Origin of the sequence: Vagococcus sp. AM17-17 (assembly GCF_003471765.1) — a bacterium.
GTDB lineage: Bacteria > Bacillota > Bacilli > Lactobacillales > Vagococcaceae > Vagococcus > Vagococcus teuberi.
Map to the genome: position 1 here is coordinate 19279 of NZ_QRJY01000012.1, position 16525 is coordinate 35803.

Below are 16525 nucleotides of genomic sequence, written 5' to 3' on the forward strand. Positions count from 1 at the left end.
AGTATGTGTACAACCGTTGTTGTCGGAAAAAAAGCCTCTAGAACAGGATCAACTTTGATTGCTAGAAACTGTGACTCTGAAGAACCTATCCAACCCGTTCGTTTTATTACTGTTGCTGAAGATGCTCATGTGAGTGGCACTTATAAAAGTAATATGACGAAATTTACTGAAAAATACCCAAACAAATCATTGAAATATACAATGGTGCCATTTTTGGATGAAAGTAAACTTGGTATTTTTGGTGAAGCTGGAATTAACTCAAAAAATGTGGCCATGAGTTCAACAGAAAGTATTTTCTCAAATACAGATGTTCTAGCCATTGACCCATTAACTCCAGCAGGTTTAGGTGAAGATTCATTACTTAATATGGTCTTACCATATATTGAATCAGCAAGAGATGGTGTAACTTATTTAGGTCAACTGATTAAAGAACATGGTTCTCATGAAGGAAATGGTGTCATTTTTAGTGATAAAGATGAAGTATGGTATATGGAAATTCCATGTGGTCATCATTGGATTGCTCAACGCGTGCCAGATGATTGCTGTGCTGTGATTGCCAACCAATCAATCATTGAAGAAATTAATTTTAACGACCCAGAAAACTTTATGTATTCTGAAGGAATTCGTGAATTTGTTGATGAGTATCAATTAAACCCAGATTATGAAGGATTTAATTTCCGCCATATTTTTGGAACAAGTACAAAAGAAGACAGACAATATAATACTGCCCGTGTGTGGTATGGTCAAAACTATTTAGGTCATAAAGTAGAAGATCCTAGAAGTAGCGATATGCCATTTGTCTTTAAACCAAATCGTTTACTGACAGTTGAAGATGTGGCTGCTGTACTAAGTTCACACTTTGATGAAACAATCTATGATCCATTTAATCCTGAGAGTGATGTCGATCGCAATGTATTTAGACCAATCTCTATGAACCGTACGGCTGAATCTCATATTTTAGAAATCAGAAACAACGTACCTGAAGAAATCGCTGCAATCATTTGGTTAAATAGTGCACCAACTGCCTTTAATCCGTATGTGCCATTCTTCGCTAATAGTTTAGATACACCAAAAAGCTACCGTGATACAACCGATAGCTATGATATTAAACAAGCCTATTGGATGTATCGCACATTAGCTGTATTAGTGGAACGTGATTACAACAAATTATCTTCTGTAAACTTTGACTATTTAACAGCTGCTAAAACATTAGCAAAACATCTTGTCTTAGAAACAGATAAAGCTGTTAAAGATGGCAATATTAAAAATATCGAAGAGTTCTTAACGGAACAAAATAATAAAAATATTGACCAAATGAACGAATTAGCGATGACTCATATCGGCGAATTGGTTAAGAAAGGGCTAGGCTTATCTAAACTCACCTTTGATATAACCAAAGATGTATAAAAATAAGAGAGGAGAACGTATTATGGAAAACAAAAGTGGTAGTAAGGCATCTACTGCTTCAAGTGTTGAACCGGTAGCAACTAATGCACAAGGAAATAACACTGCAAGTAAAAAAGGTACTTTATCAAAAATAACATTAGCAACATTTATTGGGTTAACATTCTCTCTTGTAGCAGGTCCGTATTATTCAACATTGACGGCAACAGGATGGAACATGTTTTTATTCATGGGTATTGCTGTGGTTGGGTTTGCTTTACCAATTGCTTTAATGTCTGGAGAGTTTGGGACAACATTTCCTGGTCAAGGGGGTCCAGAGCTCTGGGTTAAAAATACCCTGGGACCTAAGTGGGGATTTGTAACGTCTTGGCTCATTTGGGCAGCGATGTTTCCTTCCATGGTTGTAGTAGGAACTGGTTTTGCGCCAATGGTTGCGTTATTACTGAAAAAAGAAAGTTTAATCGAGAATTCGATGTTTACATTGGTAGTTATTTTAGGATTAGTTTGGTGCATGACACTGTTGAATTTAAAATTCGACATGGCAAAAGTAAATGGTAAATTTGGTATTTGGTTAGGTTTATATATTCCTGTTGTGATGTTATTTATACTGGGTATGTTTACCTTTGTAAAAATTGGTTTAAACCCAGATAGTATTTTAGGAACCTTTTCCTGGTCAAAATTAGTTCCTAAATCGTTCACAAGTGGTTCTGGAATGTACTTTAGTGGGATTATCTTTATTTTCTTAGGAATAGAGATGTCTTCTGTGTTTATCACTCGTCTGAAAAAACCATCTCAACAATATGCTAAAGGTGTTATTACATCCCTTATCTTATTAGCATTGTTCTCATTGATAAACTCATTTTTAGTAGCAAATGTTATCCCATCAGGTAAAATCCAATTAAACAATGGGGCTCAGCCATTACAATTGTTTGCTGATCGTTTAGGCTTACCATATTTTGTTGTTCAAATTTTCTGCTTACTTTCTATTGTGAGTGTATTGACTAATATGTCTACATGGTTTATCAGTGCTCAAAAAACAATCACTGCAAGTGCTAGAGAAGGAGACTTCCCAGAAAAATTCAAATTCTGGAAAACAAATAAATTTAACTCATCAAATACCTTACTATTTGTTCAAGCGATTGCGATTACTATTTTGTCAGGAGCATACGTTGTTATCCCTGGAATTAACAAAGTATTCGTTATTATCACAAATAGTGGCACAATGATCTATTGTCTAGCTTATACATTAATGGCTTTGGGATTTATTGCGATGAGAAGAAAATCGCCCGATACAGAACACCCTTTCCGTGTAGGTAAAAAAGGAAATGGTCTTGGATTCTTCTTTGCGGGTTTACTGATGGTAACTATCGTGTTTGCTTTAACGTTAACCTTTATGAGTAATACGATTGAAAACTTAATCTTTGTTTTAATCTTTGTCGGTATTCTATTTAGTATCCCATTAATCATCTATAACAAGAAAAAAGCTAGCTGGTTAACTGATGTACAAAAAGAGATGGCAAAAGATAGTACCCAGACAATAAATAAATAATAACGGAATAACTGTTTATCTTTTTAGGTAAACAGTTATTATTTTGTACAAAAATTTAGTTAACACACCATAAAAAAGTTGTAAGAGATCCACAAAAATAACTAGAGATATACATACAAAAGGAGTGATATATAAGTGTACCAATAAAACGATAAATTTAGGAATGGCGTGTTTTATATGTCTAAGTCATTTGCTAGTGAACGACTCAATGAAATGAAGAAAGATTTCAATTCAAACTGAGGAAATCAAGTTGCCTAAACAGCTGCGACAACTAATGGCTTGTTTAAAGTAGCAGAAAATATCCGATCAATTGAATTGAAATCTGCTTAAAGCAACATAGCCCATTAAACAAAATTGGGCTGAGTCTGTCTCATTTTTTAACTTTGTATTAGAACCTAATGTACTAGGCTATAGCAAAAGAGTTAAAAATAAGAGTCTTTATTCAGTTAATATTATATGGTAAAATTTAATTAATAAAGGTTTACAAGCTAACTTTTATGTTATTTTTTAATAATAATTTTCAAAAAAACATCGTTATAAAAACTGTTAAGAGTGTTCATAAAATAATTAATTTAATGCTTAAACAATCTATTTTATTAGTCTATACACTGCACTTGAAATTATTATGATTAAAGTTTATGAAAGATTATATGGAGGAGAAGCTGGATGTTGAAAAAATATAAAGTATACATCATTTCAATCTTTGTTTGTTTATTTTTTACTATATGGGGAGTGACACCACAATCTGCGTTGGGAAAATTTTCATTAAATGAAGTAACTATGGTAGCACAAAGATTTATATCAAACGAATTTGGCTGGTTATACACATTACTGATGCTATCTTTTATAATTTTATGTGTATTTCTAATGTTTTCAAAATATGGAGATATTAAATTAGGAAAAGAAAGCGATATTCCTCAATTTGGTTATGTATCATGGATTGCTATGCTTTTTAGTGCTGGAATGGGTATAGGGCTTATTTTTTGGGGAGTATCTGAGCCAATTATGCATTTATATGAGCCTGCCGTGGAGTCTGACAACTTAATTCAAAGTGCTCGTTTATCCATGAATTATACGTTTTTTCATTGGGGATTACAGCCATGGTCACTTTATGCTTTTTTAGGATTAATTATTGCCTATAATACATTTAGACATGATCGACCAGCATTAATAAGTGAGAGTGTTATCTACTTGTTTAAAGAAAAACATCGGCCAAAAGTCACTACAGTTACCAATATAATTGCTATAATTGCTACAGTTTTTGGGGTAGCAACGTCACTTGGATTAGGTGCTCAACAAATATCAGGTGGATTAAATTATCTTTTTAAAGGTATACCAAATACTTTTTATGTGCAATTTATCGTAATCATAGTTGTAACTATTCTATATTTAACAAGTGCTATGACAGGGCTAGATAAAGGTGTGAAAATTCTAAGTAATACTAATGTTGTCTTTGTTTGTTTATTAATGTTTGCAGTTTTATTTATTGGTCCAACATCGTTTTTACTTGATCTATTCGTTCAGAGCGTTGGAAATTACATTCAAGAATTGCCTGTATTAAGTTTTCATATGTCTATTTTTGATGAAAGTGGCCGTGAATGGATAAATAGTTGGACTTTATTTTATTGGTCATGGTGGATTTCATGGTCACCTTATGTATCCACGTTTATCGCACGCATTTCTAAAGGTAGAACAATAAAAGAGTTTATAGGTGGCGTTTTAATTATTCCAACAATTTTTGCTTTTTTATGGTTCACAATTTTTGGTGGGTCAGCTATTTGGCAAGAAATGTTTAATCATGTTGATATTTTTAGTGTTATACAAGAAAAAGGTGTTGAAATTGGTCTGTTTTCCATGTTAGAAAATTATGGTAGTTTTGGAAAAATTTTAACTGGTTTAGCAATGTTATTAGTATCATCATTCTTTATAACCTCAGCTGATTCAGCAACATATGTTCTAGGAATGTTCAGTTCAGAAGGAGAGCTAGTTCCAACAAAACGAGTTAAAGTATCGTGGGGGATAGTTCAGTCTTCTATAGCGATTATCTTATTGTATGCTGGTGGTCTTGAAACATTACAGGCTGTATCAGTGCTATCTTCGTTTCCATTTATCTTTATTATTATTCTTATGATGGTTCAGTTCTTTAAAACTATATCAAAGGATTATCGAATCTCAGAGTAAGACATCATTAAAAAGATGAAGACACTAACGTTTACACATCTTACTACAGATGTACTCGCTTTAATAGAATCATATTACTATCAAAATAAGAAAGTAATATTTGTTGCTAAATAATTGAAACAATCTGGATAGACTATTTACAATATTTATAACGCATTAAACAATGGGTTATCTATTCTTGATTATTATCAACGATACCAAACAAATAAAAAAATTGCGATAGACGGTCTACCTGTTTACCTGATAACGAAAAAGAATATATCCAAAAGAAAGTGGTGCAAGGTTGGCCTCTGATGTGATTGTTGGACGTGCTGAGTTTTCTAGTTTTTGTTCTGCTCGCACTCTTTATCGTTTATTTTAAAGAGACGATTTTGATGTCTCTTCTTTACCAATGAGAGCCAAATGAGCATAAAGAAAAAAGAGGAAAACAAGCCTTTAAAAGAAACTTTCATCAACGTAATAAGAACTATCAACTCTTTAATAATGCATTTAGTTACCTTGAAGGCAGCAAAATTGTTGGGAAAGATCTTAAAAGTGCTGTTATCACACTCGTTGAAAGACTATTTAAAGTGATTATTACGTTAAAACTAATAGGCAGACGAGCAATAGATATCGAAAATAGTTTAAATAATTAGCTTAAAAAGTTTCCACGTCATCTATTTCAATCAATCACATTCGATTGTGGTAAAGAATTTTCTAATTGGAAATTAAATAGCAATCTAAATGATATTGATATTTATTTTGCCGATCTAGGAACCCCTCACAACGTGGTTTAAATGAATACTCTAATGGGTGATTACGTAAAGATGGCTTACTTAAAAAAATAGATTTCAACAAAGTTGAAGAATCTTTTATCTAATCTATCGCATCTAAAAGAAATAATATTCCTAAAAAATCATTAAATTATAAAACACCATTGGAAGTATTTTTGAGTTATGTAGACAATGATATTTTGTCTAGCTTAATTTAACAAATGAAATGAAATAAACTAAAAAGGGCTGATGAATCGAATTTTGATTTATCAGTCCTTTAGATTATAGAGCCTAAACAGCTCATCTACAACACCAAATGATACAAAAAAATAACTGTCTAACGACCGTTTAAAAGGTTAAGGAGACCGATTTATTGACCTTTTATTTTATTGACAAATCCTAAGAAAGTGAACTAAAATTAGGTCAGCGTTATGTATATCTTTTTTAAGCGATAGATGACTATAGACGTAAGGATGGGTGATGTGTGATGGATGAGAAAAACATGCAAATGATTATGGGACTCATTATGCATAGTGGAGATGCTAAAAGTTATGCGATGGAAGCAATTCAGGCAGCAAAGACAAACGATTTTGCTACAGCAGAAGTAAGTTTAAATGAGGCGAAAGAATCTTTGATAAAGGCGCATCAATCTCAAACAGAGATGCTAACTAAAGAAGCTCAAGGAAATCCAATAGAAGTAACACTTCTTACTGTGCATAGTCAAGACCATTTGATGACGAGTATATCCTTTACTGATTTAGCCAAAGAAATGGTTGATTTATATAAAGTGATTAATGCAAGGTAAAAGAAAAATTTATAATTTTAGAAAGAAGGGAATATTATGCCATCATACGCTGTCCCCTTATCAACGGCAATTATTTGTTTTGCTGTAATATCATTTATTGGGACTGCTCCGTGGACGATTTATCAATACCGAAAATATGGTTATTTTAACTTTTGGCGTAACCTAGTATTTTTTAGTTTTATCTATTATTGTTTGACCGCTTTTTTTCTAGTAAGCTTACCACTACCTAAAAATCGACACGATATAGAATTTAAACATCATGTATATATTCAGTTAAAACCATTTAATTTTTTAAAGGATTTTACAACCATACCTGGATTTGAAGCAAACAATCCTAGGACATATATCAAGTTAGTAAAGTCTTTTACTTTTTTACAAGTGTTATTTAATATCATGTTACTATTGCCTTTAGGGGTATATTTACGTTTCTTTTTTAAGAAAGCGAAAAAATGGTACGTCGCATTACCAATTATATTTAGTACGACACTATTTTTTGAGGTATCACAGTTAACGGCTTTATTTGGATACTATGAGTACCCATATCGTTTATTTGATGTGGATGATTTGATGATGAATACTTTAGGAGGAATGATTGGCTTTTTTGTTGCGCCAATATTATTATTCTTTGTTCCGAGTCGAGATCAACTACATAAACAAGATGATAGTTACACATCCGATCATATTGCATCATATGGGTCTCAACTAGTTGAAGTCCTGCTAACATTGGCTGTTTCTCAAATGATTGGCTCGCTGTTATCAACGTTTATTTTTCGAGAAAGTGACATGTATTCAATAAAATTAGTGATAAGTTTTCTTTTCATGGTAGTTCTGCCTTTTATGATGAAAGGGACAACTGTAGGAGGGAAAATAATCAAACTCACGATACGCTTGCCAGAAAAGAAACCCATCACGTCGCTTATCTATCGTTTTATTCTTATTTTTACTCCGTCACTTGTCAGTCGTTTGGGGCAAAGTATTTATGATTTTTATTCAGAGAATATCTATATGATTCTATTTCAACTATTGTATTCACTGATCGTATATTTTGTGTGGGCGAGTTTTTTATTTATTATTGTAAGAGATTGGATTAATAAAAAAGATGTTGTATTTTTTAATCACTTATCTAGAATAATTTTCATCAGAAAATAAATATGAACCTACCTTTTAACATGAAGAGGTAGGTTTCATTGTGTGTAAATGATATGATACTTTATAAATAGTCATGAGAAAGTAGGAGAGAAAATGAAGGTTACAGAAGGATACATGCCATTTTTAGAGTATCAAATATATTATCGAATTGTCGGAGAAGCATCTGAAAAAAACCCTTTATTATTGTTACATGGAGGACCAGGGTCGACACATAATTATTTTGAATTATTAGATGAACTGGCAGATGATGGGCGACAACTAATCATGTACGACCAATTAGGTTGTGGTTTGTCATCTATTCCTAATAAACCAGAGTTGTGGACAGCTAAAACATGGCTAGATGAGTTGATTACATTAAGAGAATATTTAGGTCTAGAAAGAGTTCATATCCTTGGGCAGTCATGGGGAGGGATGTTGCTTATTAAATATATGTGTGACAAAGAACCTAGTGGTGTAGACAGTATTATTTTATCGAGTACCTTATCGTCTGCGGAATTATGGAAACAAGAGCAACATCGTTTAATCAAATTAATGGATGAAAAAGAGCAAGAAGCTATAGCATATGCTGAAGCAAACAATGATTTCTCAAAACCAGAGTATTTAAAAGCAAATGACCTATTTATGCAACGACATGCAGGTGATATGCCAACTAAAACATCTCCGGAACCTCTTAGACGTCAAAAAACCAGAGGAGAGCAAGCTTATCTGTATGCGTGGGGACCAAATGAATTCTTTCCTATGGGAACATTAAAAACATTTGATTATACCGCTCAGTTGCATCAAATTAAGGTGCCAGCCTTGATTATTAGTGGGGCTGATGACTTGTGTACCCCTGTGATTGCCAAGACAATGTATGATGAAATTCCAAACGCAACCTGGGAGTTATTTCAACACAGTCGACATATGCCGTTTGTAGAAGAACGAGATAAATACATTAATATATTAGCTAGTTGGCTTGAAAAGTGAGCAGGTTAAGAGGATACTACCTATTTTTATTAATCTATGGTAGAATTTCCTAATAAGAATATTCTTTTTCTTATTAGGAAATAATGAGGTGAAAGCGTGAAAGACAATCAATTGAAACCATATGGAACAGTATTGATTAAAGCGGCTAAAATACTAGATTGCTTAGCAGAAACAACAGGTGATATTACACTAAAACAGGTTGCAGACTTATCAGGCCTGACAACATCTACCGCGTTAAAAATATTGGATACATTAATACTTATTGGATATGTAACACGAAATGAAAAAAGTAAAACATATTATCTAGGTCCTAGCATAGTAAAATATAGTCAAGTATATTCAAGTAATTCGATGTTAAAAAACATAGCTGAGCCCAGTTTAGAAAAACTTCAGTTAGAAGTAGATGAAACAATACATTTAGGGATGTCTAATAATAATGAACTGATCTATATAGATAAACTAGAACCTAAGGAAAAGTCGATTTATATGTCATCTAAGGTTGGAGCAAGAAAACCTCTTTATTCGACAGGAATGGGAAAAGTGTTTTTATCGGCATATAATGATGAAGAATTAGAGCACTACTTTAAAACAGTTCCGCTACAAGCTTATACAGAAAATACTATTACTAACAAATTTTTGATGAAGAAAGAATTACAGAAGATAAAAGAAACAAATATTGCCTATGATGATGAGGAAATGGAAGAAGATTGTTATTGTATTGCTATGCCTATAATGACTAAACAAGGACGGGTTGAAGGAGCGTTTAGTGTTAGTATGCCAAAATTTAGAGTAAATGAAGAATTTAGAAATTTTGTGATTGATAAAATGTTAGAGGCAAAAAATACTATTGAAAAAAATTTGAATTAAATATAAACAAATTATGCTGATTGTAAAATTAAGCAAAATAACTAAACAAAATCATTTGTGATCACTCTTCTTGTTTCCTTTGGTTGGAAATACAGTTTGAGTGTATCGCAAATGTTTTTTGTTTTTTGACATACTTAGGGCATTATCACTGTCTATTAATAAAGATTATTAACATTATAATAAAAAAGTTGTTATAAATTGACTTTTAAGTTATAATTTAAACTAAAATAAGAATTTAACTAAATATATTAAAGGAGAAAAAATTGAAAAAAATATATTTTATTATGATGCTAATTTGTTTTTCTATTTGTCTAGTTATTAAAACTGATTTGGTATGGGCATCATCGAATTCAGAAATCACGGGGATGTTACCTGAGCAAAATAAAAATATTGATGATCGTGTTAACCTAGTCTATGGATATGAAATTAAGGAAGATATTGTTAAATTGAAAAGTGCTAATGATGTTTTTAATATTTCTATTATTGGAGATAAGGAAAATAATATGTACTTTTGTTTAGACGAACGCAAATATAATCCAACTGATGGAGAATTAAATACGTTAGAACCTAGTAAACAATTAATACCAGAAATTAATTGGTTATCGTCAAATTTTTATAATAATATTGAAAACCTTAAATGGAATAAAAACATACCAAATAAAAGTGGTGGAAACAGCCCTATAGATAGCTTTAATAAGGCTAATTTTTACAATAAGTATGTCTATACACAATTAGCAATTTGGCATTTTACTAATCCTACACAATTTCCGATGAGTCGTAATGTAATTAAAAATAATCCCGAGGTTATTGCATTAATTAACGAAGCAAATAAAAATAAAAATTTTTATAATCCGACGTATACCGATGCGTTAAAGGTTATTAATAATATTCAATATGAAGCGACAGAATTATCTAAAGAAAGTGAAGATGATGATACATATATTTTTTCAACTACTATTGTAAATTCAGGGTCAACCGAATCGTTCGATGTTAAAGATATCAAGTATGCAGTGTCAATAGAAGAAAAGAGTCAAAAACGTGATGTTACTAAGGACGTTACTATTACACCGCAATCAAATAATAAAATATATATACAAGTACCTAAAAAGCTTTTGCAGGAATCTCAATCAAAACTTATAGTATCAGCAAGTGCAACAGTTACTTCAGATAAAGCATTTACTACTCATTATGACAATAAAAATAATAAACAACCAGTATTGGGTGGGTATAAATTTAATAAAGTACTATCGACTGAAAAATCAATTGACATCGTCAATCAAACACATTATTCTGTCTACAAAAAATGGGATGATCAGAATAATCAAGATGGTAAAAGACCAAAAGAGATAACTGTCCAGTTATATGCTAATAATCAAAAACTAGGAGATCCCATAACATTAAATGCTAACAACAATTGGCAACATACATGGAATGAATTAGATGCTATTACGAATGGGAAAAAAATCGAGTATAGTGTGAAAGAGTTAGGAGAAATAGATCCTTATCGTTCATCTATCACAACAGATAGAGATCAATTATCTACTACCATTACGAATTCTTATAGTCCAGAAGTGACTGAAATATCCGGTGAAAAAGTTTGGGATGATCAGAATAATCAGGATAATAAGCGTCCTAATTCAGTGACTGTTAATTTATTAGCAGATGGTGAGGAAATAGATGAAAAAATTGTAACACCTAATTCAGAAGGTCATTGGACTTATGAATTTACAAATTTACCTGTATATGCGAATGGAAAGAAAATAGTTTATAGCATTGCAGAAGATACCGTTCCTGACTATTCAACTGAAGTGAATGGCACAACAATCACAAATTCTTATACTCCAGGAAAAACGAGCGTTTCAGTCGCTAAGATGTGGGATGACAATAACAATCAAGATAACATACGACCAAGCAGTATTGAAGTTCAACTTTATAAACAAACTGAAAAAGGTAAGGTAGCGGTAGGTTCTGTTGTATTGTTAGATGAAAAGAATAACTGGTCAACAACATGGTCAGATTTACCTTTAATGGATAGTGGAGAAAAAATTAAATATACAGTTGAAGAAGTGAATGGTTCTAAAAATATACCGGGTTATACAACAACTATTGATGATGCTGATCATGGAAATATTATTATTACAAATAAGCATGATGTTGAGTTAACAAAGATTCAAGGTGAAAAGACTTGGAATGATGGCAATAATCAAGATGGTATTCGACCGGATAAAATTACAATCATTTTATACGCAAATGGTGTTGAAACAGCTCGAAAAATAGTGACGGCATCAGATAATTGGTTATATGAATTTAATGATTTGCCTGTCTATTCACAAGGGGAAAAAATTAACTATACTGTAGGGGAAATACCAGTAGAGGGATATGAAACAGAGATTGATGGAGTGAATATAACAAACACGCATACTCCAGAAACAACAACAGTTACTGGATCAAAATCGTGGCATGACCAAGATAATCAAGACGGTATTCGGCCAAATAAAATTACAGCTATTTTATATGCAAATGGAAAGGAAGTTGATCGTCAAATAGTTACGGAAGAAACCAATTGGGTATACACATTTACAGATCTACCTAAAAATAGTAATGGGAAAGAAATAAAGTATACTGTTGGTGAAAATCCTGTACCTGGATACGATCTAACATTAAATGACATAAATTTATTAAATACTCATGATGTAGATAAAACAAAAATATCAGGAACTAAAACGTGGGATGATGATAACAATAACGATGGGAAACGTCCTAAATCAATTCTTGTGTATCTTTATGCAGATGGTGAGCGTATAAAGCAACAAGAGGTAACACCTGATAAGTCTGGTGTTTGGTCATACGAATTTGATAATTTAGATAAATATAAAAACGGACAAGAAATAAAATATACTATTCAAGAAGAACCAATCCCTCATTATGAAACCACTATTAATGGAACAAATTTAGTTAACCATTATACTTCAGAAGTGACTGATATTAAAGGTATCAAAACATGGAATGATGCGAACGATAATGATGGAAAGCGACCTAAATCTATTACTGTTTATTTAATTGCTAATGGAAAACCTGAAGCTGAAAAAATAGTCGATGAAACGACCAATTGGGAGTATAGTTTTACCGGATTACCTGTATATAAAGATGGAAAGAAGATTACTTATACAGTTATTGAAGAGCCCGTTCATGGATATGAAACATCTATTGATGGCTATAATATAACTAATACTTATTCACTTGAAAAAACCAGTATTAGCGGAAGGAAGATATGGAACGATGACAATAATCGAGATGGAAAACGTCCAGACTCTATTACCGTTAACCTCTTGGCGGATGGCAAAATCGTTGATTCCAAAGAAGTATCAAAGAAAGATAATTGGAGTTATAATTTTACCGATTTAGATAAATTCAATGATGGTAAAGAAATTGTGTATTCTATTACAGAAAATACTATTCCTGATTATTCAACTGAAATTTCTGGTACGGATATTATCAATACCTATACCCCTGGAAAAACTAGCGTCTCTGTAACAAAGGCATGGAATGATGGTAATAACCAAGATGGATTAAGACCGAATAAAATTTCTGTTCAACTGTACGCAAATGGCATTAAGTCAGGAAAACCAGTAGAACTAAATGATTCCAACAATTGGACAACAACATGGAACGATTTAGCGTTAAAGAAAAATGGTACTGATGTTATTTATACAGTAAAAGAAATAGATAAAATAGATGGTTATACAATGACTATAGATGATACTAACAAAGGTAATATTATTATTACTAATTCTCATAATATTACACGATCATCAACAAACCATTCAGATAAAAGTCTTCTTAGTAAAATATTACCAAAAACTGGTGAATCGTATAATTATATATTCTCTATAATAGGATTAGTAACTATTTTGATAATTATACTGCTTTATTTTTTAAAACGTCGATTTAAAAATTAAGCTAGACAACTAAAAAAACGTTTGTGATATACTTAAATTGTATTTCGAACCAAAGAAAATAGGCTCTATGTTAAATCGTGTTGATGGACAATAATGTAGATAAAAAAATCTCAAAAATGAAATAGAATTAATTGAAGTGAGGGAAGAAATTCTCTCGCTTTTTTATTTAATCTGAAAAACTTGATCTTGAATCAAAAAGATAGGTCGTTTGAATAGTAGAAAGTTTCGATAGCCATAGATCACACGTTTAATGACTTTAATTTTATTGTTAAGACCTTCTAACAGAAGAAGGTTGTTAAAGGATGGACTCCAGATGTCATTATTGGTCGTGCTGAGTTTTCTAGATCATGTTCTATCAGTACTCTTTATAGATTATTTAAGCAAGGACTGTTTGATTTGACTGCATTACCTATGAAATGTAAAGGGAAAGCAAATGGTTATAGAGAAAAAAGAGTAAAACAAGCCTTTAAAAGAAACATTCATCAACGTAATAAGGATTATCAACTCTTTAATAATGAATTTGGTCACCTTGAAGGTGACACAATTGTTGGAAAAGATCATAAAATTGTTGTTATCACATTTTTTGAAAGACTATCAAAAGTTATTATTACGTTAAAACCAATAGGCAGACGAGCGAAAGATATCGAAAATAGTTTAAATAATTGGTTTAAAAAGTTTCCATGCCATCTATTTAAATCAATCACATTCGATTGTGGTAAAGAATTTTCTAATTGGAAATCAATAAGCAATCTAAATGATATTGATAGTTATTTTGCCGATCCAGGAACACCCTCACAACTAGTTTTAAATGAACGCTCTAATGGTTTATTACGTAAAGATGGCTTACCTAAACAAATGGATTGCAACAAAGTTGAAGAATCTTCTATCCAACCTATCGCATCTAAAAGAAATAATGTTCCTATAAAATCATTAAACTATAAAACACCATTGAAAGTATTTTTGAGTTATGTAGACAATGATATATTACCTAGACTAATTTGACAAATGGAAATGTAAAAGAATAAAGGCAGATGAATTTTTTATCTATGTCAAAAAATATACAGCTTAACTTTTTTGAGTACGCTACTTACCTCTATTTTTTACAATAAACTAAGTCCGTAAAACCTATATAATTTATAATGGAATTTTGTATATTTATCAGACTTAAAACAATAAAAAAAGAACATTTTTTGAAATTAGATCTTTATTCTTTACTTTTTGAAACTTAAAATGTATTATTTATATAAAATAAATGGAATATATATAAAAAAACGATAGTATAATATCTATAAGGTTATTTATCGTTGGAAAAGTATATATTGTGTTTCGCATTGTGTTGTTTAAGTTATAAAAAAGCAAATATAGATAAAAAACTGCTGCTTTTTTGTATTAATATTAAACTAATCAGCACAGTGAAAAAATATATAAATAGGGAGTGTTAATTTATGAATGATAAACAAAAGAAGATAGTGAACTTTTTAAATGCTAAACCTCAAGATAAGATACATAGATATAAAAGGAGGAAAGTAAAAAAAGTATGGGTTTATGCAGCAATTATCACGACGATGATTGGTTTAGAGTCAATTTCTAGTAATATAAACATTTTGTCAGGATTATCTTCTATTACTGTTCATGCAGATACTGTAGTAAACTATAAACAACGCTATTATCCACCAATATTGGAGGTTGGATCAGGATCTACAGCACAGGAAGATGGCGCCGATTCTTATTTAAACCTACTCTATGAAATTAAGGGTAAAGAAGCCTCTGATGTAGATTATATCGAGTTCCAATTAAATAATGGACCAAATAGTACTAAATTCAATCCTAAAGCAAAAATAATAGGTGGAACTAATATTTTAGGGCAATCTACTGTTATGTTAAGAGTTGATTTCTCAGGGGAGGAGGCATTTGACAATGACAAAGCTTTTGCAGACGGTAATACGGTTATCCATTTTATCGATGGAACTTCTCTAGTCATTAATCCAAATAGAAATAATATTTTTTTTCTTTCTAAAGGGAATGTTGAGGACAATAGAGGAGACATAATGAAGCTAAGTAACTTTACGGAAGAAGAAAAAAATAAAACTTTTGAAAAGTCTATATCTATTGTAGAAAAAGGTTATATAGACGTTATGAAATCTTTAAGTGAAGTAACTGACTTTGATAGCTTGTCTCTGACTGATGTAAATAGTTTATATAAGAATACCATTGAAGTAAAATTAGAGCAAGCTAGCAAAGATTTTACAAATCAAGATTTAGGGTTTAAACAATTTGAAGATGAGGCCAAATCTAAAAAGGCAGAAATAAATGCAGTTACAGATGCTAAAGAAGGTGCAAAAGAAAAAGCTTTAAAAGAAGTTGATAGTTTATTGTCACAATATAGAAAGAGTACTTTTGATGCTACTGGAGAAGACGTTCTTAGCCAAATTACGGAAGGTGTCGCTAAAATTAAAGCAGTTTCAGTAGAGAGAGAAGATCCATTCGATAAAGACGCCCATAAACCGACCGTCAACCAACCAACAGAAGGAGAGCAAGTAGTATCCGGCAAAGGGATTGGTGGCGATGAGATCACGATCAAGGATAAAGATAATAACGTGATTGGAAAAGGGACAGTAGCGGAAGATGGTACGTTTACTGTTAAAACCGATCGTCCGTTAGAAAAAGGGGAAGAATTAACCGTTATCCCAACGACCGATGGAAAAGAAGGGACCCCAGGGACCACAACGGTGGCTGAAAAACCATTCGATAAAGACGCCCATAAACCGACAATCAACCAACCAACAGAAGGAGAGCAAGTAGTATCCGGCAAAGGGATTGGTGGCGATGAGATCACGATCAAGGATAAAGATAATAACGTGATTGGAAAAGGGACAGTAGCGGAAGATGGTAC

At 31.8% G+C, this 16525-nt stretch carries 10 protein-coding genes and 2 pseudogenes; 11 read left to right on the top strand and 1 reads right to left on the bottom strand.

Going from position 1 to position 16525, the window contains the following annotated elements:
- Window positions 1–3: 3 nt before the first annotated feature.
- The 9 genes and pseudogenes from DW196_RS09570 to DW196_RS09610 all read left to right on the top strand — a co-directional run bounded on the left by DW196_RS09570 (window position 4) and on the right by DW196_RS09610 (window position 13632).
- Complete coding sequence (locus DW196_RS09570; protein ID WP_118251107.1) at window positions 4–1407, top strand: C69 family dipeptidase; 1404 nt, start codon at window positions 4–6, stop codon at window positions 1405–1407.
- Window positions 1408–1429: 22 nt separating this feature from the next.
- On the top strand, window positions 1430–2953 hold the full coding sequence (locus DW196_RS09575; protein WP_118251108.1) for an amino acid permease: 1524 nt from the start codon (window positions 1430–1432) through the stop codon (window positions 2951–2953).
- A gap of 666 nt (window positions 2954–3619) precedes the next feature.
- Window positions 3620–5134, top strand: coding sequence for a BCCT family transporter (locus tag DW196_RS09580; protein ID WP_118251109.1), 1515 nt, complete (start codon window positions 3620–3622; stop codon window positions 5132–5134).
- Between the two features lie 114 nt (window positions 5135–5248).
- Window positions 5249–6104, top strand: a pseudogene (locus DW196_RS09585) (IS30 family transposase).
- 266 nt (window positions 6105–6370) lie between these two features.
- Complete coding sequence (locus DW196_RS09590) at window positions 6371–6691, top strand: PTS lactose/cellobiose transporter subunit IIA (RefSeq protein ID WP_187363595.1); 321 nt, start codon at window positions 6371–6373, stop codon at window positions 6689–6691.
- 36 nt (window positions 6692–6727) lie between these two features.
- A complete protein-coding gene (locus tag DW196_RS09595; protein WP_118251110.1) occupies window positions 6728–7840 on the top strand; it encodes a VanZ family protein in 1113 nt (370 codons plus the stop codon).
- A 93-nt stretch (window positions 7841–7933) separates the two neighbouring features.
- Complete coding sequence (pepI, locus tag DW196_RS09600; protein WP_118251111.1) at window positions 7934–8806, top strand: proline iminopeptidase; 873 nt, start codon at window positions 7934–7936, stop codon at window positions 8804–8806.
- A gap of 96 nt (window positions 8807–8902) precedes the next feature.
- Window positions 8903–9673, top strand: coding sequence for an IclR family transcriptional regulator (locus DW196_RS09605; RefSeq protein ID WP_071457693.1), 771 nt, complete (start codon window positions 8903–8905; stop codon window positions 9671–9673).
- A gap of 263 nt (window positions 9674–9936) precedes the next feature.
- Complete coding sequence (locus tag DW196_RS09610; RefSeq protein WP_118251112.1) at window positions 9937–13632, top strand: Cna B-type domain-containing protein; 3696 nt, start codon at window positions 9937–9939, stop codon at window positions 13630–13632.
- 162 nt (window positions 13633–13794) lie between these two features.
- Here DW196_RS09610 and DW196_RS09615 read toward each other — a convergent pair whose 3' ends face one another.
- Window positions 13795–13947 carry a transposase gene (locus DW196_RS09615; protein ID WP_118251113.1) on the bottom strand — a complete coding sequence of 51 codons (153 nt, stop codon included), beginning with the start codon at window positions 13945–13947 and terminating at the stop codon, window positions 13795–13797.
- On the opposite strand from DW196_RS09615, the pseudogene DW196_RS09620 reads away from it, so the two are divergent.
- Both DW196_RS09620 and DW196_RS09625 read left to right on the top strand, forming a co-directional pair.
- Window positions 13915–14634 (top strand): annotated as a pseudogene (locus tag DW196_RS09620) (IS30 family transposase); the annotation flags it as partial. The gene DW196_RS09615 and the pseudogene DW196_RS09620 overlap by 33 nt on opposite strands.
- A gap of 443 nt (window positions 14635–15077) precedes the next feature.
- Window positions 15078–16525, top strand: a 1448-nt coding sequence (locus DW196_RS09625; RefSeq protein ID WP_233541950.1) for an Ig-like domain-containing protein, incomplete at its 3' end; no start/stop codon positions are given.

Excerpts from the sequence above, each read along its gene's own strand:
- DW196_RS09575 (WP_118251108.1), top strand. The coding sequence starts at position 1,430 with ATGGAAAACAAAAGTGGTAGTAAGGCATCTACTGCTTCAAGTGTTGAA.
- DW196_RS09570 (WP_118251107.1), top strand. The coding sequence starts at position 4 with ATGTGTACAACCGTTGTTGTCGGAAAAAAAGCCTCTAGAACAGGATCA.
- DW196_RS09580 (WP_118251109.1), top strand. The coding sequence starts at position 3,620 with ATGTTGAAAAAATATAAAGTATACATCATTTCAATCTTTGTTTGTTTA.
- DW196_RS09595 (WP_118251110.1), top strand. The coding sequence starts at position 6,728 with ATGCCATCATACGCTGTCCCCTTATCAACGGCAATTATTTGTTTTGCT.
- pepI (WP_118251111.1), top strand. The coding sequence starts at position 7,934 with ATGAAGGTTACAGAAGGATACATGCCATTTTTAGAGTATCAAATATAT.